The organism is Lachnoclostridium sp. Marseille-P6806 (assembly GCF_964238185.1).
GTDB lineage: Bacteria > Bacillota > Clostridia > Lachnospirales > Lachnospiraceae > Brotaphodocola.
Genome location: NZ_CAXSLG010000005.1, coordinates 196,190 through 215,115, shown reverse-complemented (window position 1 = coordinate 215,115; position 18,926 = coordinate 196,190). Strand labels below are relative to the sequence as shown.

Sequence of the window (18,926 nt, the reverse complement as noted above, 5' to 3'; positions counted from 1 at the left end):
AATTATAAATTTTATTCATAGTCTTTGGTTTGCATCAAAGTCTGGACACGGACAGTTCAATGTAAACATACTTTTGTATTCTAACCAATCCATCAGGAAAAGTCAATACATAAAAGGCAGTTTTTTGAGAAAAAATAGGAACTGTTCAGGAAAATGACGTATTTGAAGAGCAGATCTGCGGGAAGCAGATGATTGGAGAGTGAAAAATGAAAAATTCAGGAATAAAAACGGAAAAAAGAGAATTTCAGGTTCGTACAGACCTGGCTCTGGAACAGCGGGAATGCGTTCCAGGGGACGGCGGCGAAATAGCAGGCGTGTCTCTGCGGGAATGGACAGGGGAGCAGTCTCTGGTCAAGCTGTCGGAGGTAAGGATTCTTGACGGCCGTGGGGCGGAAGCCATGGGAAAGCCCCAGGGAACCTACCTGACTTTGGAGGCGCCTCAGCTGGCAAAGAGGGGAGAAGAATGTCAGGAGGCGGTTTCCCGGGAGCTGGCTATACAGATACAGCGGCTGTCGGCTTCACTTTTGAAACATCACCGGACAGGCAGGGAGGGGAATGAGGCGGAAGCAGGCATTCGGATTCTTGCAGTTGGCCTGGGAAATCATCTGGTGACGCCGGACAGTCTCGGACCAGAAACTATAGGAAACCTTCAGATGACCAGGCATCTGGAAAGCCAGATGGGGCCAGGATTTTGCAGTGAGCGCGGTCTTCCTGTTCTCAGTGGAATTGTACCTGGTGTCATGGCCCAGACCGGGATGGAAACGGCAGAAATTTTAAAGGGAATTATCAGGGAAACAAGACCGCAGCTTGTGATTGCCATTGACGCTCTGGCAGCCAGAAGTATTCGCCGTCTGGGAACCACAATCCAGCTGACAGACACAGGCATCCATCCAGGCTCCGGAGTGGGAAACCACAGGCACAGTCTGACAGAAGAAAGCCTGGGGGTTCCTGTTCTGGCCATTGGCGTACCTACAGTAGTGGGGGCGGCGGCCATTGTCCATGATACAGTCAATACCATGATTCAGGCTTTGGCAGACAGCAGAGAAACCAGGGGAATGGGAGAGTTTGTGCGCGATATGGGGCCAGAAGAGCAGTACAGCTTGATTCGGGAGCTTCTTGAGCCGGAATTTGGAAGCCTTTATGTTACGCCTCCGGATATTGATCAAACCATAAAGCAGCTGGGGGATACGATTTCCCAGGGAATCCATGGGGCTTTTTTTCCCTCTGTTTTTTCGGAAGCACCCGGTTGTAAAGGAGCGGATTCTGTGATATGATAGCTTGTAGCTTTGTGCCGAAAACGGGCTGAATCTTTTCAGGAAGGGATACCAGTCTGAAAGCAGCGGCTTATCCGGCATAAGCAGACATAATAACGATACGAAAGAGAGAAGAACAATGATACAGTATTTGATTGTATGTCCGCTGGTATTTCTGGCTGGTTTTGTGGATGCTATAGCGGGCGGCGGCGGACTAATTTCCCTCCCTGCCTATATTATTGCAGGAGTTCCGGCCCACTTTGCCATTGGAACCAACAAGCTGGCATCAGCTATGGGAACAACCATTTCCACAGGCCGGTATCTGAAAAACGGATATCTGAAAGGAAAGCAGATGCTTCAGATCGCTGTGGCAGCCTGTATTGCATCCCTCATTGGTTCCTCCATCGGCTCCAGCCTTTCTTTGCTGGTCAGTGAACAGGTGCTGAAAAATCTTATGATTCCTGTTTTGCCGGTGGTAGCTTTCTATGTACTCCGCAACAAAAATCTGGGTGATGTGGCAGTAAAGGAGCCGCTGCCGGAAAAAGCAGCCTTTGCGATTGCTGTGCTGGCAGCGCTGGTAGTGGGCGCTTATGACGGCTTTTACGGACCGGGAACCGGTACTTTCCTGCTTCTGATTCTTACGGGAGCGGCCAGAATGGATGTGCGCAAGGCATCAGCCCTGACGAAGGTGATTAACCTGGCATCCAATGTGGCAGCTTTAGTGAACTTCCTGGTTAATGGAACTGTCCTTTACGGACTGGGGCTGGCAGCAGGCGTGTTCTGCATTGCCGGTCATTATATTGGTTCCGGTCTGGTGGTACATAATGGACAGAGGATTGTGCGTCCAGTGATTCTGGTGGTTCTCGCTATTTTATTTGTGAAAATTATTGCAGGTGCATAAAGAAAAACGGGACAATATTGAAAAATTGTAACCGTTCAGGAAAGGAGTGTGACTTCATTATGAAGTGGACAAAATTTACCCTGAAGACCACAACTGAGGCAGTGGATCTGATCAGCAGCATGCTGGATGAAATCGGCATTGAAGGAATCGAAATCGAGGACAATATTCCTCTGTCAGAGGCAGATACCAAGGGGATGTTTATTGACATTCTGCCGGAGCTTCCGCCGGATGACGGAACAGCAAAGGTGAGCTTTTATCTGGAGGATTTATCCAATCTGGAAACTATTCTGCGGGAGATTGAGGAAGGTCTGGACGATTTGAGCCAGTTTGTCAATGTAGGAGAGCGGACCATTGCTGTTTCCGAGACAGAGGATAAGGACTGGATCAACAACTGGAAGCAGTATTTTAAGCCCTTTACAGTAGATGACATTCTGATTAAGCCTACCTGGGAGGAGATTCCCCCTCAGCACAGAGACAAGCTGCTGATTCAGATCGATCCAGGTACGGCATTTGGAACAGGAATGCATGAAACAACCCAGCTGTGTATCCGCCAGCTGCGCAAATATGTGAACAGCAGCTCCGATATTCTGGATGTGGGAACAGGAAGCGGAATTCTCGGTATTGCGGCCTTAAAGCTGGGCGCCCATCATGTGTTTGGCACAGATCTGGATGAAAATGCCATTACGGCAGTAGGAGAGAATCTGGAATCCAATGATATTTCCCAGGAGCGCTTCTGTGTGGTTCAGGGCAATATTATTGATGATAAGGCCATTCAGGATCAGGCAGGGTATGAGTGCTATGATATTGCAGTTGCCAATATTCTGGCGCCGGTTATTATCATGCTGCAGGGAGAGATCTGCGCCCACTTAAAGCACGGAGGTATTTTTATTACCTCAGGCATTATCAATACAAAAGAGGCGGACGTGCGCCAGGCCATGGAAGCCAATGAGGAACTGGAGATTCTGGAAACTACATACCAGGGTGAGTGGGTATCCATTACTGCCCGGAGAAAGTAAAGGAGCGGGAGCGTGTATCATTTTTTTGTAGCCACCTCTCAGATTGCAGATGGATATGCTGTGATTACAGGGCAGGATGTGAATCATATCCGCAATGTACTGCGGATGAAGGCAGGAGAGAAGATCGGAGTACGGGACGGCATCTCCCGGAATTATATCTGTGAGCTGGAGACCATGGAGCCGGAGTTTGTAAGAGCGAGAATTCTTTCTGAGGAAACGGATTCCAGTGAGCTTCCGGCCAGACTTTATCTCTTCCAGGGACTTCCCAAGGGAGATAAAATGGAGCTGATTATTCAGAAGGCGGTAGAACTGGGAGCCTGTGAAATCATTCCGGTTGCAACCAGGCGTTCTGTGGTAAAGCTGGATAAAAAGAAAGAAGAAAATAAAGTCCGCCGCTGGAATGCCATTGCGGAAAGCGCAGCCAAGCAGTCCGGCCGGATGCAGATTCCAGAGGTGAAGGGTGTGATGACGCTTGCGGAGGCCTTTTCCTATTCCGAAAAGTTTGACATCAATCTGATTCCCTACGAGCTGGAAGAGGGAATGGAAAAAACCAGGGAGATTCTTGGCAGAATCAAGCCGGGAATGCAGGCAGGAATTTACATAGGCCCTGAAGGCGGATTTGACCGGGAAGAGGTGGAGGCTGCTGTGAAAAAGGGAATCCATCCGATTACTCTTGGAAGACGAATCCTGAGAACAGAGACAGCAGGAATGGCGGCTCTGTCAATTCTCATGTTCCAGCTGGAACAGTAACAAACGAATAAGGAGAAAAAAATGGAGTGCTATTTTGATAATTCCGCCAGTACCCGCGTGCTGGACAGCGTAAAGGATATTGTAGTAAAAACCATGACAGAGGATTACGGCAATGCAGCCGCCAAACACAGAAAAGGTATGGAGGCGGAGCAGTATATCCGGGAGGCCCGCAGAATTATTGCAGGAACCTTAAAGGCAGCAGAAAAGGAAATTCTTTTTACCTCCGGCGGCTCAGAATCCAACAATATGGCCCTGATCGGTACGGCTCTGGCCAATCAGCGGGCAGGACGCCATATTATTTCAACGGCAGTGGAGCATCCTTCCGTTTACAATCCGCTGACCTATCTGGAGGAGCTGGGATTTGAGATAACCTTTCTGCCTGTGGATCATAACGGCCATATCAGCCTTCAGCAGCTGGAGGAGGCGATTCGTCCAGATACGATTCTGGTGTCTGTGATGTATGTAAATAACGAGGTGGGCGCAGTAGAACCTATAGAAGAGATTTCCCGGATCATCAAGGCTAAAAATCCGTCGGTGATTTTCCATGTGGATGCAATCCAGGCTTATGGAAAATATGTAATTCGACCGAAAAAGCAGGGAATCGATCTTCTGTCTGTCAGCGGACATAAGATTCACGGCCCCAAGGGCGTGGGATTTCTTTATATCAGAAGCGGCGTGAAAATCAAGCCGTTGATTTATGGCGGAGGCCAGCAGAACAATCTTCGTTCCGGCACGGAAAATGTTCCTGGAGCAGCAGGGCTGGGCGTTGCTGCAAAAGAAATGTACACGGATCATGAGGAGAAAATCCGCCGCCTGACAGAGCTGAAGGACTACATGATAGATCGCCTGGGAGAGATTGAGGGCACGCTAGTCAACAGCAAAATGGGAACGGAAAGCGCCCCCCAGATTGTCAGCGTCAGCTTTGAGGGCGTTCGAAGCGAGGTGCTTCTTCATGCGCTGGAGGATAAGGAAATTTACGTTTCCTCCGGTTCTGCCTGCTCCTCCCATCATCCTGGCATCAGCGGGACACTGAAGGGAATCGGATTGGCGCAGAAATACCTGGATGCGACTATCCGCATCAGCTTTGGCATTTTTAACACAAAGGAAGAGATCGATTACTGCATTGATACGTTAAAGGAGCTGCTGCCGGTGCTTCGCCGGTATCAGCGGGGATAAGAGAGGACAAACTATGGTATATCAGTCATTTTTAATTAAGTACGCAGAGATCGGAACAAAAGGAAAAAACCGGTATCTGTTTGAGGATGCTCTGATTAAGCAGATTAAAAATGCTCTGCGCAGAGTAGAGGGAAGATTTCTGGCATCCAAGGAGGCTGGCCGGATTTATGTTCAGGCAGAGGGAGATTATGACTATGATGAGGTCATTGAAGCTCTGCAGCATGTGTTCGGCATTGCCTGGATCTGTCCGATGCTTCAGATTGAAGATAAGGATTTTGAGCATATTAAGCAGGTCGTGATCGATTATATTGGAGAGGCTTATCCGGATCGCCATTTTACATTTAAGGTAGACAGCCGGAGAGCAGATAAAAACTATCCGGTTCATTCTGAGGAAATGAACCGTCAGCTGGGAGAGGTAATTTTAAACGCCTATCCGGAAACTTCTGTAGATGTTCATAAGCCAGAGGTTCTTTTGAAGGTTGAGATTCGAAAGGTAGTCAATATTTACTCCCTGATGATTCCGGGCCCCGGCGGTATGCCTGTGGGAACGAACGGAAAATCCATGCTTCTTTTGTCCGGCGGAATCGACAGCCCGGTAGCAGGCTATATGATTGCCAAGCGGGGCGTAAAGATTGATGCAGTTTATTTCCATGCACCGCCCTATACCAGTGACCGTGCAAAGCAGAAGGTGATTGATCTGGCAAAGCTGGTTGCCCGCTATTCCGGCCCGATTCCGCTTCATATCGTAAACTTTACAGATATTCAGCTGTATATTTACGAGCAGTGTCCTCACGAGGAGCTGACGATCATCATGCGGCGTTATATGATGAAGATTGCAGAGGAAATTGCACGGAAAAATAACGCTCTGGCCCTGATTACAGGAGAGAGTATTGGTCAGGTAGCTTCTCAGACCGTTCAGTCCTTAGCGGCAACCAATGAGGTCTGCACAATGCCGGTATTCCGCCCGCTGATTGGCTTTGATAAGCAGGAGATTATTGATATTTCTGAGAAGATCGGAACCTTTGAGACTTCGATTCAGCCTTATGAAGACTGCTGCACTATTTTTGTGGCAAAGCATCCGGTGATTAAGCCGAATCTGAATATGATTCACAAATCTGAGCAGAATCTGAAAGAAAAGATTGATGAGATGGTAAAGACGGCCCTGGAGACCGCAGAGGTTGTTTGGTGTGACTAAAGATAAAACAGAGAAAGGATGCCTCTCGAACAGAAGCATCCTTTGCATTCTCTAAAAACAGATATTCAGAAGAACTTACTGAATGATATAGGGAGCCAGGGTCTCCAGAATCTCATCGATACCAGCCTCTGCGTGAATATTCAGATCGATGGGCTTGGACAGATCCAGGCTGAAAATACCCATAATGGACTTGGCGTCGATTACGTATCTGCCGGATACCAGATCGAAGTCAACGTCGAACTTGGTCAGGTCATTTACGAAAGACTTTACTTTATCAATGGAATTTAAAGAAATACGAACAGTTTTCATGTATAAAACCTCCTTAATGGTTTTCAGTATTTTTTTGTGACGGCAGGGAGAATCCCAACTGCCAGTCCTACATAAATACTACCCAGATATGGAAGAAAAGTCAATAGGGAGTTTCGGTGAAAATCCGGTGAAAACCCGGTAAAGAGTTCGGGAAAAGGAGAAAAGAATATGCGGACAGCAGCCCTACATAACCTGGGATGCAAAGTGAATTCCTATGAGACAGAGGCCATGCAGCAGTTACTGGAGGTGGCCGGGTATCAGATCGTGCCTTTTCATGAAAAGGCAGATGTGTATCTCATCAATACCTGCTCTGTAACCAACATGGCAGACAGGAAATCCCGACAGATGCTGCACAGGGCAAGAAAGCAGAATCCGGATGCGGTGGTGGTGGCTGCAGGGTGCTATGTACAGTCAGCCTCCGAGGAGCTGAAGAAGGATCTGGCAGTAGATGTGATTATAGGAAATAACAAAAAACAGGATCTGGTGGAGATTCTGGAGGAATATTTTCAGGAAAAGCATCAGGTGCATGTGATCGATATTGGAAACACACAGGAATACGAGGAATTAAAGATCAGCCGGATCGCGGATCACACCCGGGCATTTTTGAAGGTACAGGACGGATGCAACCAGTTCTGCAGCTATTGTATTATTCCCTATACCAGGGGCCGGGTTCGCAGCCGCCGGTCAGAGGACGTTGAGTCTGAGGTACGCACGCTGGCAGAAAAAGGATACCGGGAGGTGGTTCTGACGGGAATCCATTTAAGCTCCTATGGTGTGGATTTTACAGAAGAGAAAGAAAATCTCCTGGGGCTGATTCAGCGGATTCACCGGATTCCGGGAATCGAGCGGATACGCCTGGGTTCTTTAGAGCCTCGGATTGTAACGGAGGAGTTTGCATCAGAGTTAGCAGCTCTCCCCAAGCTTTGCCCGCATTTCCATCTTTCTCTGCAGAGCGGATGTGATGAAACCTTAAAGCGCATGAACCGCCATTATACGGCAGCAGAGTATGCCCGCGGATGCGAAATTCTCAGAAAGGCATTTGAACAGCCGGCTATTACCACCGATGTGATTGTAGGATTTCCTGGGGAGACAGAGGAAGAATTTCAGGAGACAAAGCGTTTTCTGGAGCAGATCGGCTTCTATGAAATGCACATTTTCAAGTATTCCCGCCGGGCTGGGACTCGGGCGGATCGGATGCCGGAGCAGATTCCGGAGCAGATAAAAACGCTGCGAAGCGACGAACTGCTGGAGCTGGAAAAACGCCTTTCAGAACAGTATAGAAGAAGCTTTTTGGGCAGGAAAACAGAGATTCTTCTGGAGGAAGAAACACAGATAGACGGGAAAGCCTACATGATTGGACATACCAGAGAATATGTAAAGGCAGTAGTTCCCCTGGAAAAAGGCAGGAAAAATCAGATGGCAGAGGGAGTTTTGACAGAAATGCTTACACCGGAAATTCTTCTGCTTTCCTGAGCTGCGGTAAATTTCTGATAGGAAAATGAGCTGCTGTGAGCAGTATGGAAAAAGAGGCAGAAGAAGACAGCGGGAAAAATTCCCCTTGCCGAATTGGACAAAGTAGTATAAAATAGAAAAGAATAGTTAAAGGACGTGAGGAACATGGGCGAAATTCATAACACACAGTTTTTCAGGGCAGTACAGGAGAAGAAGATGGATGTCAGCCAGGTTTTAGAGTTGGTTTATGCAGCGCTTAGAGAGAAAGGGTACAATCCGGTGAACCAGATTGTTGGATACATTATGTCCGGAGATCCCACCTATATTACCAGCCATAAGGGCGCCAGAAGTCTGATTATGAAAGTTGAGCGAGATGAGATTCTGGAAGAGCTGATGTCTGTTTATATTGATACGAAGCTGAGATAGAGTGAAAAAAACTGCCAGCCATATCTGTTACACTGCTGCGGAGCATAAGTGTTCTGCAGCGGAAAACGCACTGCGGAGGATGCCGGATGCGTTTTGTAGATGGGGCTGGCTTTATTTTCTGTAGGCAAAAAGGAGTGGTTTTCCGAACAGAAGGGAAACGGTATCCTGGAAAGGCAGTGTATGAGGATTTTAGGACTGGATTATGGCTCAAAGACTGTGGGAGTGGCGGTGTGTGATCCTCTGGGGATTACAGCCCAGGGAGTAGAGACCATTACCCGTAAGGAGGAGAACAAGCTTCGGAAAACTCTGGCAAGGATTGAGTCGTTGATTAAGGAATACGGGGTTGAAACCATTGTTTTGGGTTATCCTAAGAACATGGATGATACCATTGGCGAGCGTGCAAGGAAAACGGAAGAATTTCGCGATATGCTGATACGCAGAACTGGACTCCCTGTGGTTCTGTGGGACGAGCGTCTGACAACTATAGAGGCAAATGAGATTTTAATAGAAAGCGGAGTGCGCCGGGAGGATCGCAAAAAGGTGATTGATAAGATTGCAGCTACCCTGATTTTGCAGTCTTACCTGGGATCTCTGAAGGAGTGAGAACGTGGCACAGGAAGAGAAAATTACATTACAGACAGATACCGGCGAAGCGGTGGATTTTTATGTGCTGGAGGAGACCAGAATCAACGGAATGAATTATCTTTTGGTAACAGATTCCGAAGATGAGGATGAGGACGGCGAATGCTATATTTTAAAGGACGTATCCAGACAGGAGGACAGTGAGGCTGTCTATGAGTTCGTAGAGAATGATGACGAAATGGACTATCTGTTCCGGATTTTTACGGAGCTGATGGAGGACATGGATGTAGAACTGCAAAAGTAGCGGACATGGACGAAAACGTGCGGAAAAGACAGAAGGATCAGGATGACAGAATGAATTTGGAGGAAAAAAATTGAAGACAGAAAATCAGAATTATCAGCTTGACAAACCGGAAGAATATGCGGAAAATCAGATGGACGTGAGCGTGGATAAAGCCGCAGAAAAAGAAAAAAGCGCAGAGAAAACCGGAAGCCGGGCCGGAGGACGGACAGGCGGAAAAAACGGTGGAAAACCCTCCAGAGCAGGCGCAAAACCGGCGCCAAGACAGACTCCCCGCACAGCAGGAAAAGGGGAAGGAAGGACAGGGAAACCAGCGGCAGCAGAGAAAAAGCCGTCCCGGACAGCGAAGGCAGCAGAGCTGAAGGGAGAAGGAAAGCCAAAGGTAAAGATTATTCCTCTGGGCGGTCTGGAGCAGATCGGCATGAATATTACTGCATTTGAGTATGAGGATACCATTGTAGTCGTGGACTGCGGACTTGCATTTCCCACAGATGACATGCTGGGAATTGATCTGGTGATTCCCGATGTTACCTATCTGGAAAAAAATATTGATAAGGTGAAGGGCTTTGTGATTACCCACGGACACGAGGATCATATCGGCGCCCTCCCCTATATTCTTCAGAAAATCAATGTTCCGGTGTATGGAACAAAGCTTACCATCGGATTGATTGAGAATAAATTAAAAGAACACAACCTGATGAAGAGCACCAAGAGAAAGGTGGTCAAGCACGGACAGTCCATCAATCTGGGATGCTTCCGGGTAGAATTTATTAAGATTAACCACAGTATTGCCGATGCGGCAGCCCTGGCGATCTTTACGCCGGCCGGCGTGATTGTTCATACCGGCGACTTTAAGGTAGACTATACGCCTGTATTTGGAGATGCTTTTGATCTGCAGCGTTTTGCAGAGCTGGGCAAAAAAGGTGTGCTGGCGCTGTTAAGCGACAGTACCAATGCAATCCGTCCGGGCTTTACAGCTTCTGAGCGGACGGTGGGAAAAACCTTTGACGCAATTTTTGCAGAGCATAAAAACAACAGGATTATTGTGGCAACCTTTGCCTCCAATGTAGACCGTGTGCAGCAGATTATTTCCTCTGCCTACAAATACGGAAGAAAGGTTGTAGTAGAAGGACGAAGCATGGTCAATGTCATCGGAACGGCAAGTGAGCTGGGTTACATCAATATTCCCGACGGCACTCTGATTGAAATTGATCAGCTGAAGAATTATCCGGACGAGCAGACGGTATTGATTACGACAGGAAGCCAGGGTGAGTCTATGGCAGCTCTGTCCCGAATGGCTTCTGGTATGCATCGGAAGGTTTCTATTAAGCCGAATGATGTGGTGATTTTAAGCTCTACTCCGATTCCGGGCAATGAAAAGGCTGTTTCCAAGGTAATTAACGAGCTGTCCATGAAGGGCGTAGAGGTGATTACCCAGGATACCCATGTATCGGGCCATGCATGTCAGGAGGAGATTAAGCTGATTTATTCTCTGCTTCATCCCCGTTTTGCTCTTCCCGTGCATGGAGAGTACCGCCATCTGGTGGCAAACCGGTCCATTGCTCTGTCCATGGGAATTCCAAAAGAAAATATTTTGATTATGTCCTCCGGTGATGTGGTGGAGATCAGTGAGGATTCCTGCAGGGTGGCTGAGCATGTTCAGGCCAGCGGCATTCTGGTAGACGGACTTGGTGTGGGCGATGTAGGAAACATTGTTCTTAGAGATCGGCAGAATCTGGCTCAGAACGGTATTATTATTGTTGTTCTGACACTGGAGAAATACAGCAACCAGCTTCTGGCAGGTCCGGATATTGTATCCCGTGGTTTTGTCTATGTAAGAGAGTCGGAAGATCTGATGGACGATGCCCGTCAGGTTGTTGATGATGCTGTGGCAGACTGTCTGGATCGCCATGTTTCCGACTGGGGTAAGATGAAAAATGTGATTCGCGACAGCTTAAGTGACTTTATGTGGAAGCGGATGAAGCGCAATCCCATGATCCTTCCTATTATCATGGAGGTTGAGTAACCAACATCAGAAAGGCAGTGATGACCGATGAGTCAGATTACAAAGGACATCAATAAAATAACAGGCACCATCATCGGGGTATCGGGAAAGCTGATTTTGTATGCATTGATTCTTCTGCTGCTTACAGAGGGAATTGTCAGAGGGTATGCCTTTGGCCACACTATTTTTTATCAGACGCCCATGGAGCCGGCTCCGGGCAGCAACAAGGTTCTGACTGTGACGGCAGAGGATTCTGGAGCGGATATTGCTGCAGCCCTTAAGGATCTGGGGCTGATTGACAATGAGCTGGCCGCCAGGTTCCAGATGAAATTTTATGAATATGAGGCCGTTCCGGGTACGTATACCCTGAATACTTCTATGACCTCAAAGGAAATTCTGCGACTTTTAAGCGAAGGACCTGAGGCAGAAAAGGAAGAGGAAAATACAGAAAGCAGCAGGTAGCCAAGATGGATCAAAAACGGATTACGGATTATATTAATTCTCTGGATCAGGGGCACGGAGTTTTGTGCGACAAAATTGCAAAGGAAGCCAGAGCCGCCGCTGTTCCCATTATCCGAAGGGAAACCGGGGCTCTGCTTCAGACCCTGACTGCAGCGGTAAAGCCCATGCGGATTCTGGAGGTGGGAACGGCAGTGGGCTATTCGGCTCTGTTGATGGCTCAGTCCATGCCGTCCGGCGCCCATATTACCACCATTGAAAAATATCAGCCCAGGATTGTGGCTGCAAAGGAGAATTTCCGGCTGGCAGGGATGGAAGACGCAATTACCCTGATGGAGGGAGATGCAGATAAGGTTCTGGAACAGCTTTCCGGAACCTTTGACTTTATCTTTATGGATGCGGCTAAGGGCCAGTACATTCACTGGCTTCCGCGGATTCTGGAGCTGATGGCGGAGGGCGCGCTGCTGGTGACAGACAATGTGCTTCAAGACGGAGATGTGGCAGAATCCCGGTTTGCTGTGGAGCGCCGCAACCGTACCATTCATGCCCGGATGCGGGACTATTTATATACGCTGACCCATATGGAGGAGCTGAAAACCAGTATTGTTCCCATTGGAGACGGCGTTGCTTTAAGTGTAAAAATACTGAGGAGAGAACCATGAGAGAGACAGAACTTCTGATTCCGGCAGGCAGTCTGGATGTGCTGAAAACGGCTGTAATTTACGGAGCTGACGCAGTATATCTGGGCGGAGAGGCCTTCAGCCTCCGAGCCAAAGCCAGAAATTTTACGAATGATGAGATTCGGGAGGGAATCGCCTTTGCCCATGAGCATGGTGTAAAGGTCTATATTACAGCCAATATTCTGGCCCACAATGAGGATCTTCCGGGAGTAGAGGCTTATTTTGAAGAGCTGAAGGAAATCCATCCGGATGCTCTGATTATTTCAGACCCGGGAGTTTTTGCCATTGCCAGACGGGTGCTGCCGGACATGGAGCTGCATATCAGCACCCAGGCAAATAACACAAACTATGGAACCTATCTGTTCTGGCACCAGATGGGGGCTAAGAGGGTGGTTTCAGCCAGAGAGCTGTCCTTAAAGGAGATCCGGGAAATACGGGATCGGATTCCGGAGGATATGGAAATTGAAAGCTTTATTCACGGAGCCATGTGCATTTCCTATTCCGGCCGCTGCCTGCTCAGTAATTTTCTGACAGGAAGAGATGCAAATCAGGGGGCCTGTACCCACCCCTGCCGATGGAAGTATGCCCTGATGGAGGAAACCAGACCGGGTGAGTATATGCCTGTATTTGAAAATGAGAGAGGGACTTATATTTTCAATTCCAGAGATTTGTGTATGATTGAGCATATTCCGGAGCTGATTGAGGCGGGAATTGACAGCTTCAAGATCGAAGGCAGGATGAAGACGGCGCTTTATGTGGCTACAGTGGCCAGAACCTATCGAAAGGCTATTGACGATTACAAAAAGGATCCGGAGCTTTACCGGAAAAATCTGGACTGGTACCGGGCGGAGATTGCCAAATGTACTTACCGGGAATTTACAACGGGCTTTTATTTCGGAAAGCCAGATGCAGAAAGCCAGATTTACGACAATAACACCTATGTGAAGAATTACACCTACCTGGGTACGATTGAAGAGGTTCGTCCGGACGGATGGTGCCGGATTGAGCAGAAAAACAAGTTTTCTGTGGGAGAGGCCATTGAGGTTATGAAGCCGGACGGCCGGAATGTAGAGGTAACGGTCCGGGGAATTACTGATGAGAACGGAATCCCCCAGGAGAGCGCTCCCCATCCAAAGCAGATTCTCTATGTGGATCTGGGAACAGAGCTGTCTCCCTATGATATTCTGCGCAGAAGCGAGATGGATCCGGAGACGGAAGGCTGAAAAAGACTGGAATGGGAGAAGCGACAGTAAAAGCTGAAAACAGAAGGCTGAAAACAGGAAAGGAGAAATAAAGTTTATGGTACGAAAAGCAGATGTGAAGGCAGTAGAAAACCTGGGCGGAGGAAAGGGAACCGCTTATGTTCACCATATTATTTCGAAAGAGGAGATGCTGGGACATGGAAGACTGTATGCCAGAGTTGTGCTTCCTCCGGGAAGCAGTGTAGGCTGGCATCAGCATGTAAGAGATACAGAGCCCTACTACATTCTGAAGGGTGAGGCAGATTTTATCGATCATGATAAAACTGTCACTAAGGTAGGACCTGGGGATTGCTGTATCATTCAGGTGGGACAGTTCCACAGTCTGGAAAATAATTCCGACAGTGATGTGGAATTTATGGCTCTGATTTACAATGAGGCGGGATTTCTGTACGAATAACGGGGTATGGATATGTTGACATGGACTCTTGCAGTGGCGGCGGCAGTCTGTCTGGCTTACTATGGGATCATTGTGGTTTACACAGGGATCGGGACAGTCTCAGCTGCAATCTGGCTGCTGGCCGGCGGTTTTTTTGCAGTTTCGGCAGCAGCTGTCCGAATTTATCAGAAATATCCGGATCGGATGCCTATGTGGATTCCCGTATCCATGGTGACTCTGTGTGCGTCGGGAGGTCTGGTGGTTCTGACGGTTTTGATTCTGATCTTTGGGCGGATTCCTGCAGCTGCGGAGCCAGATCTGGATTATGTCATTGTCCTTGGAGCCTCGGTGAAGCCGGAGGGAGTAAGCAGGACTTTGAAGCTGCGTCTGGATAAGGCTGCGGAATATGCAAAGCAGAATCCGTCTACCATGCTGATTCTGTCCGGTGGACAGGGGGCAGACGAGCCTTGTACAGAGGCCTCTGCCATGAGGCAGTACCTGGCAGAAAAAGGTGTTTCTCCAGAACGGATGATTCTGGAGGAGCAGTCACAAAGTACGACGGAAAATATTGCATACAGCAGGCTTTTGCTGAAAGAAAAGGCGGAAAACGGAAAGCAGGAAGTGGGAATTCTTACCAGCAATTTCCATTTGCTGCGGGCCCGCCTGATTGCAGCAAAGCAGGGAATGAAAAATATTCGCGGCATAGCAGCGGAATCGGATAAAATTCTGTTTGCCCATTTCTGTTTCCGGGACAGTCTGGCCATATTAAAAGACCGGTTAATGGGCAACCTGTAAATAATGAGATTTCATTGACGGAAAAAGGAGACATGAAGAAATGAATCAACTGGAAAAAGTGAAGGCGCTGGATGCCTATGAGGTAAAGGAGTGGAAAACTCTGAAAGAAACCCGGTCAGAAGGAATTGTGCTGCGTCATAAAAAGACAGGTGCAAAGCTGTTTCTTCTGTCCAATGATGATGAAAACAAGGTATTTTGCATCGGCTTTCGGACACCGCCGGATGACGATACGGGACTGCCCCATATTCTGGAGCACAGTGTTCTCTGCGGTTCGGAAAAGTTCCCGCTGAAGGATCCCTTTGTAGAGTTGGTCAAGGGTTCCCTTAATACTTTTTTAAACGCCATGACCTATCCGGACAAAACGGTATATCCTGTGGCAAGCTGTAATGATAAGGATTTTCAGAATTTGATGGATGTGTATATGGATGCGGTTTTCCATCCGAATATCTATAAGGAAGAAAAGATTTTCCGCCAGGAGGGCTGGCATTATGAGCTGGAATCGGAAGAAAGCCCGCTGATTTACAATGGCGTGGTTTACAATGAGATGAAGGGAGCCTATTCCTCTCCGGAAAGTCTGCTGGACAGCTGTACACAGAAGACCCTGTTTCCAGACAACTGCTACGGAAAGGATTCGGGAGGTGATCCGGCCTTTATCCCACAGCTGACCTACGAAAAATTCCTGAATTTCCATAAAACCTATTATCATCCGTCCAACAGCTATATTTATCTGTACGGAGATATGGATATGGCAGAAAAGCTGGAATGGCTGGATCGGGAATATCTTTGCCACTATGAGGAGCGCCCGGTGGATTCCTCTATCCCGGAGCAGAAGGCCTTTGCAGAGCCGATTGAAAAGGAATTTCATTATTCTATTACAGAGGGAGAGGACGATACAAACGCCACCTACCTTTCCGTAAATACGGTTGTGGGAACGGATCTGGATCCGGTTCTGTACCTGGCATTTCAGATTCTGGAATATACGCTTTTGGATGCGCCGGGAGCACCGATTAAGCAGGCCCTGATTGATGCGGGTATTGGAAAGGATGTGCTGGGAGGATACGAAAGCGGAATTCTTCAGCCCTATTTCAGTGTGATTGCCAAGGATGCCAGACGGGATCAGAAAGGGGAATTCCTGTCTGTCGTAAAGGGAACTCTGCGGAAGCTGGCTGACCAGGGAATCAACAAAAAAAGCCTTTTAGCTGGTCTCAACTACTATGAATTCAAATATCGGGAAGCAGATTATGGCAATGCCCCCAAGGGACTGATGTTTGGTCTGCAGTGTCTGGACAGCTGGCTGTATGACGGAGATCCCATGATGCACCTGGCTTATGAGGACACCTTTACCTATTTGAAGAAGGCAGTGGAGGAGGGATATTTTGAAAACCTGATCCGGGAGTATCTTCTGGACAATCCCTTTGAGGCTGTTGTGATTGTCAGCCCTGAAAAGAATCTGACAGCAAAAGAGGATGAAAGGCTGGCAGGAAAGCTGGCGGAATACAAAGCTTCTCTGACACAGGAACAGTTAGGAAAACTGGTGGAGGATACCAGGGAGCTGAAGCTTTATCAGGATACGCCTTCCACTCCGGAGATTCTGGCCAAAATTCCGCTGTTAAGCCGGGAGGACATTGAGAGAAAGGCAGAGACCTTTTCCTGGACAGAAAAGAGGGAGGATGGAATTTTGGTTCTCCACCACAATTTCTTCACATCAGGAATTGGTTATCTGAAGGTGCTGTTTCGGACAGATGCTGTGCCGCAGGAGGATCTGCCATATGTGGGACTTCTGAAGTCCGTTCTGGGAAGCGTGGATACGGAGCGCTATGGTTATTCCGATTTAACCAGTGAGATTCATTTAAACAGCGGCGGTCTTGATTTTGCAGTAACCTCTTTTGCAAACCTGGAGGAGCCGGAGCATTTTACAGGGGCATTTGTTGCCAGTATCCGGGTATTGTATGATCGGCTGGATTTTGGATTTGGCATGATAGAAGAAATTTTGAATCACTCTGTTTTTACAGATGAAAAACGTTTGGGTGAGGTGATTGGAGAAACTAGATCCAGGGCGCGGATGCGTCTGGAAAATGCCGGTCACAGTACGGCTGTTTCCCGGGCAACCTCTTATTTCTCACCGACGGCCTACTACAATGAATTGACCGGAGGAACGGCTTATTACCATTTCCTGGAGCAGCTGGAAAAGAACTACGATTCCCAGAAAAATGCCGTTGCTGCAAAGCTTAAGGAGGTAGCTGCAAAGCTGTTTACCCGTTCCAATATGATGATCAGCTATACAGCAGATGATACAGGCTATGAGGCGCTGCCGCGTACTGTGACACTGTTAAGTCAGAAGATGCCTGAGGGAAGCGGAGAGCGTTATCCCTTTGTTCATCCTGTGGAGAATAAAAACGAGGGTCTGAAAACCTCTTCCCAGGTCAATTATGTGGCTCGGTGCGGTAATTTCCGCAGTAAGGGCTTTGCATATACCGGTGCTCTGAAGATTCTGCAGGTGATTTTAAGCTATGATTATTTGTGGCTGAATCTGAGAGTCAAGGGCGGCGCTTATGGCTGCATGAGCGGCTTTGGCCGTTCCGGCGAGGGCTACCTTGTTTCCTATCGGGATCCTGGCATGAAGGAAACCAATGAAATATATGAGGGAATTCCGGCTTATCTGGAGGCCTTTGATCCAGATGAGCGGGATATGACCAAATATGTGATTGGTACTATCAGCGGCATGGATACGCCTCTGACACCTTCTGCCCGGGGCGCAAGAGGCCTTTCTGCCTACCTGTCCGGAGTGACAGAGGAAATGATGCAGAAGGAGCGGGATCAGGTTCTGGATGCAGACCGGGATGATATTCGGGCGCTGGCTGGACAGGTACGGGCAATTCTGGAAACAGGAAGTCTCTGCGTGGTTGGAAATGAGGAAAAAATAGAAGCAAACCGCGGAATGTTCGGTGAGGTTTCAAATCTTACGAGAGGATAAATGCGCATGGCAAAGAAAGCAGGAACACTTGATATAGAAAAGCTGATGGCGGAGCTGAATCCGGAAAAGACAGCAAAGGAAAACAGCGGAGAGGCGGCTTCCACGGCTCCGGTTCAGAAAAAATCAGGCTTTGTGACCTTGATTGGACGTCCAAATGTGGGAAAATCCACTCTGATGAACCATCTGATCGGGCAGAAGATCGCCATTACGTCTCAGAAGCCACAGACTACCAGAAACAGAATTCAGACTGTGTATACGGATGAAAGGGGACAGATTATTTTTCTGGACACACCCGGTATCCATAAGGCCAAAAACAAGCTGGGTGAGTATATGGTCAATGTGGCAGAGCATACCCTGAAGGAGGTAGATGTGATTTTGTGGCTGGTAGAGCCCACGACCTTTATCGGAGCTGGAGAGCGCCACATTGCAGAGCAGCTGAATCAGGTAAAGACACCGGTGATTCTGGTTATCAATAAGATTGATACTTTAAAGGATCAAAAGGAAATTGCCACCTACATTCAGGCATATAAGGATGTATGTCAGTTTGCGGAGATTGTTCCGGTTTCTGCTCTGAGAAAGCGGAATACGGATCTTCTTACAGAGCTGATTTTTAAATATCTGCCTTACGGGCCTATGTTTTATGACGAAGATACAGTAACAGATCAGCCCATGCGTCAGATTGCAGCAGAGCTGATCCGTGAAAAAGCGCTTCGTCTTCTGGATGAGGAAATCCCTCATGGAATTGCAGTTACCATTGAGCGGATGAGCGAGCGTCCCAACGGCATGATTGATATTGATGCCACCATCGTCTGCGAGAGGGATTCTCATAAAGGAATTGTCATTGGAAAGGGCGGCGCCATGCTGAAGAAAATCGGCAGCACAGCCCGGAGAGAAATTGAAGCCATGATGGAAACAAAGGTGAATCTCCAGCTGTGGGTCAAGGTTCGCAAGGAATGGCGGGACAGTGAAATTCTGATGAAAAACTACGGATATAATCCAAAGGAGTAGAGAACG

General features: G+C 48.1%; 19 protein-coding genes. 18 read left to right on the top strand and 1 reads right to left on the bottom strand.

Annotation, left to right across the window (positions count from 1 at the left end):
- Positions 1 to 206: 206 nt before the first annotated feature.
- The 6 genes from gpr (at position 207) to thiI (ending at position 6,291) form a co-directional block, all read left to right on the top strand.
- Positions 207 to 1,274, top strand: a complete 1,068-nt coding sequence (gpr, locus tag ACESON_RS08540) for a GPR endopeptidase (RefSeq protein WP_373109227.1) — start codon at positions 207 to 209, stop codon at positions 1,272 to 1,274.
- A gap of 118 nt (positions 1,275 to 1,392) precedes the next feature.
- Positions 1,393 to 2,154 carry a sulfite exporter TauE/SafE family protein gene (locus ACESON_RS08535; protein ID WP_373109225.1) on the top strand — a complete coding sequence of 254 codons (762 nt, stop codon included), beginning with the start codon at positions 1,393 to 1,395 and terminating at the stop codon, positions 2,152 to 2,154.
- A 59-nt stretch (positions 2,155 to 2,213) separates the two neighbouring features.
- Positions 2,214 to 3,170: a 50S ribosomal protein L11 methyltransferase gene (gene prmA, locus ACESON_RS08530; RefSeq protein ID WP_177960213.1), complete on the top strand. Its 957-nt coding sequence runs from the start codon at positions 2,214 to 2,216 to the stop codon at positions 3,168 to 3,170.
- 12 nt (positions 3,171 to 3,182) lie between these two features.
- A complete protein-coding gene (locus ACESON_RS08525) occupies positions 3,183 to 3,920 on the top strand; it encodes a 16S rRNA (uracil(1498)-N(3))-methyltransferase (protein ID WP_177960212.1) in 738 nt (245 codons plus the stop codon).
- A gap of 21 nt (positions 3,921 to 3,941) precedes the next feature.
- Positions 3,942 to 5,096 carry a cysteine desulfurase family protein gene (locus tag ACESON_RS08520; protein WP_373109222.1) on the top strand — a complete coding sequence of 385 codons (1,155 nt, stop codon included), beginning with the start codon at positions 3,942 to 3,944 and terminating at the stop codon, positions 5,094 to 5,096.
- Between the two features lie 13 nt (positions 5,097 to 5,109).
- Complete coding sequence (gene thiI, locus ACESON_RS08515; protein ID WP_177960210.1) at positions 5,110 to 6,291, top strand: tRNA uracil 4-sulfurtransferase ThiI; 1,182 nt, start codon at positions 5,110 to 5,112, stop codon at positions 6,289 to 6,291.
- Positions 6,292 to 6,366: 75 nt separating this feature from the next.
- Here the strand turns inward: thiI and ACESON_RS08510 are convergent, their stop codons facing one another.
- The gene (locus ACESON_RS08510; protein ID WP_177960209.1) at positions 6,367 to 6,600 is read right to left on the bottom strand and encodes an HPr family phosphocarrier protein; all 234 of its coding nucleotides are present in this window, start codon (positions 6,598 to 6,600) and stop codon (positions 6,367 to 6,369) included.
- 168 nt (positions 6,601 to 6,768) lie between these two features.
- Here ACESON_RS08510 and mtaB point away from each other — a divergent pair, with 168 nt between their 5' ends.
- The 12 genes from mtaB (at position 6,769) to era (ending at position 18,920) form a co-directional block, all read left to right on the top strand.
- On the top strand, positions 6,769 to 8,073 hold the full coding sequence (mtaB, locus tag ACESON_RS08505) for a tRNA (N(6)-L-threonylcarbamoyladenosine(37)-C(2))-methylthiotransferase MtaB (RefSeq protein WP_373109219.1): 1,305 nt from the start codon (positions 6,769 to 6,771) through the stop codon (positions 8,071 to 8,073).
- Between the two features lie 144 nt (positions 8,074 to 8,217).
- Positions 8,218 to 8,478 (top strand): IreB family regulatory phosphoprotein, encoded by a 261-nt coding sequence (locus tag ACESON_RS08500; protein ID WP_177960207.1) that lies wholly within the window; start codon positions 8,218 to 8,220, stop codon positions 8,476 to 8,478.
- Between the two features lie 180 nt (positions 8,479 to 8,658).
- The gene (gene ruvX, locus ACESON_RS08495) at positions 8,659 to 9,081 is read left to right on the top strand and encodes a Holliday junction resolvase RuvX (RefSeq protein ID WP_177960232.1); all 423 of its coding nucleotides are present in this window, start codon (positions 8,659 to 8,661) and stop codon (positions 9,079 to 9,081) included.
- 4 nt (positions 9,082 to 9,085) lie between these two features.
- The gene (locus ACESON_RS08490; RefSeq protein WP_177960206.1) at positions 9,086 to 9,364 is read left to right on the top strand and encodes a DUF1292 domain-containing protein; all 279 of its coding nucleotides are present in this window, start codon (positions 9,086 to 9,088) and stop codon (positions 9,362 to 9,364) included.
- A 355-nt stretch (positions 9,365 to 9,719) separates the two neighbouring features.
- Entirely contained in the window at positions 9,720 to 11,387 is a 1,668-nt protein-coding gene (locus tag ACESON_RS08485) for a ribonuclease J (RefSeq protein WP_373109309.1), read from the top strand.
- Between the two features lie 27 nt (positions 11,388 to 11,414).
- Positions 11,415 to 11,828 carry an aminodeoxychorismate lyase gene (locus ACESON_RS08480; protein ID WP_373109217.1) on the top strand — a complete coding sequence of 138 codons (414 nt, stop codon included), beginning with the start codon at positions 11,415 to 11,417 and terminating at the stop codon, positions 11,826 to 11,828.
- Between the two features lie 5 nt (positions 11,829 to 11,833).
- Positions 11,834 to 12,487, top strand: a complete 654-nt coding sequence (locus tag ACESON_RS08475) for a class I SAM-dependent methyltransferase (RefSeq protein ID WP_177960204.1) — start codon at positions 11,834 to 11,836, stop codon at positions 12,485 to 12,487.
- The gene (locus ACESON_RS08470; RefSeq protein WP_177960203.1) at positions 12,484 to 13,728 is read left to right on the top strand and encodes a U32 family peptidase C-terminal domain-containing protein; all 1,245 of its coding nucleotides are present in this window, start codon (positions 12,484 to 12,486) and stop codon (positions 13,726 to 13,728) included. Before ACESON_RS08475 ends, ACESON_RS08470 begins: the two co-directional genes overlap by 4 nt.
- A gap of 76 nt (positions 13,729 to 13,804) precedes the next feature.
- Complete coding sequence (locus ACESON_RS08465) at positions 13,805 to 14,164, top strand: cupin domain-containing protein (RefSeq protein WP_177960202.1); 360 nt, start codon at positions 13,805 to 13,807, stop codon at positions 14,162 to 14,164.
- 12 nt (positions 14,165 to 14,176) lie between these two features.
- On the top strand, positions 14,177 to 14,938 hold the full coding sequence (locus tag ACESON_RS08460; RefSeq protein WP_177960201.1) for an ElyC/SanA/YdcF family protein: 762 nt from the start codon (positions 14,177 to 14,179) through the stop codon (positions 14,936 to 14,938).
- A 40-nt stretch (positions 14,939 to 14,978) separates the two neighbouring features.
- Entirely contained in the window at positions 14,979 to 17,912 is a 2,934-nt protein-coding gene (locus tag ACESON_RS08455; protein WP_373109215.1) for an insulinase family protein, read from the top strand.
- Positions 17,913 to 17,918: 6 nt separating this feature from the next.
- Positions 17,919 to 18,920, top strand: coding sequence for a GTPase Era (gene era / locus ACESON_RS08450; protein ID WP_373109214.1), 1,002 nt, complete (start codon positions 17,919 to 17,921; stop codon positions 18,918 to 18,920).
- Positions 18,921 to 18,926 lie beyond the last annotated feature (6 nt).

What these genes read in the sequence shown, in the direction of transcription:
- ACESON_RS08460 (WP_177960201.1), top strand. Translation starts at nt 14,177, where the DNA reads ATGTTGACATGGACTCTTGCAGTGGCGGCGGCAGTCTGTCTGGCTTAC.
- thiI (WP_177960210.1), top strand. Translation starts at nt 5,110, where the DNA reads ATGGTATATCAGTCATTTTTAATTAAGTACGCAGAGATCGGAACAAAA.
- prmA (WP_177960213.1), top strand. Translation starts at nt 2,214, where the DNA reads ATGAAGTGGACAAAATTTACCCTGAAGACCACAACTGAGGCAGTGGAT.
- gpr (WP_373109227.1), top strand. Translation starts at nt 207, where the DNA reads ATGAAAAATTCAGGAATAAAAACGGAAAAAAGAGAATTTCAGGTTCGT.
- ACESON_RS08510 (WP_177960209.1), bottom strand. Translation starts at nt 6,600, where the DNA reads ATGAAAACTGTTCGTATTTCTTTAAATTCCATTGATAAAGTAAAGTCT.
- ACESON_RS08520 (WP_373109222.1), top strand. Translation starts at nt 3,942, where the DNA reads ATGGAGTGCTATTTTGATAATTCCGCCAGTACCCGCGTGCTGGACAGC.
- ACESON_RS08480 (WP_373109217.1), top strand. Translation starts at nt 11,415, where the DNA reads ATGAGTCAGATTACAAAGGACATCAATAAAATAACAGGCACCATCATC.
- ACESON_RS08535 (WP_373109225.1), top strand. Translation starts at nt 1,393, where the DNA reads ATGATACAGTATTTGATTGTATGTCCGCTGGTATTTCTGGCTGGTTTT.
- ACESON_RS08475 (WP_177960204.1), top strand. Translation starts at nt 11,834, where the DNA reads ATGGATCAAAAACGGATTACGGATTATATTAATTCTCTGGATCAGGGG.
- era (WP_373109214.1), top strand. Translation starts at nt 17,919, where the DNA reads ATGGCAAAGAAAGCAGGAACACTTGATATAGAAAAGCTGATGGCGGAG.
- ruvX (WP_177960232.1), top strand. Translation starts at nt 8,659, where the DNA reads ATGAGGATTTTAGGACTGGATTATGGCTCAAAGACTGTGGGAGTGGCG.
- ACESON_RS08465 (WP_177960202.1), top strand. Translation starts at nt 13,805, where the DNA reads ATGGTACGAAAAGCAGATGTGAAGGCAGTAGAAAACCTGGGCGGAGGA.
- ACESON_RS08470 (WP_177960203.1), top strand. Translation starts at nt 12,484, where the DNA reads ATGAGAGAGACAGAACTTCTGATTCCGGCAGGCAGTCTGGATGTGCTG.
- mtaB (WP_373109219.1), top strand. Translation starts at nt 6,769, where the DNA reads ATGCGGACAGCAGCCCTACATAACCTGGGATGCAAAGTGAATTCCTAT.
- ACESON_RS08455 (WP_373109215.1), top strand. Translation starts at nt 14,979, where the DNA reads ATGAATCAACTGGAAAAAGTGAAGGCGCTGGATGCCTATGAGGTAAAG.
- ACESON_RS08500 (WP_177960207.1), top strand. Translation starts at nt 8,218, where the DNA reads ATGGGCGAAATTCATAACACACAGTTTTTCAGGGCAGTACAGGAGAAG.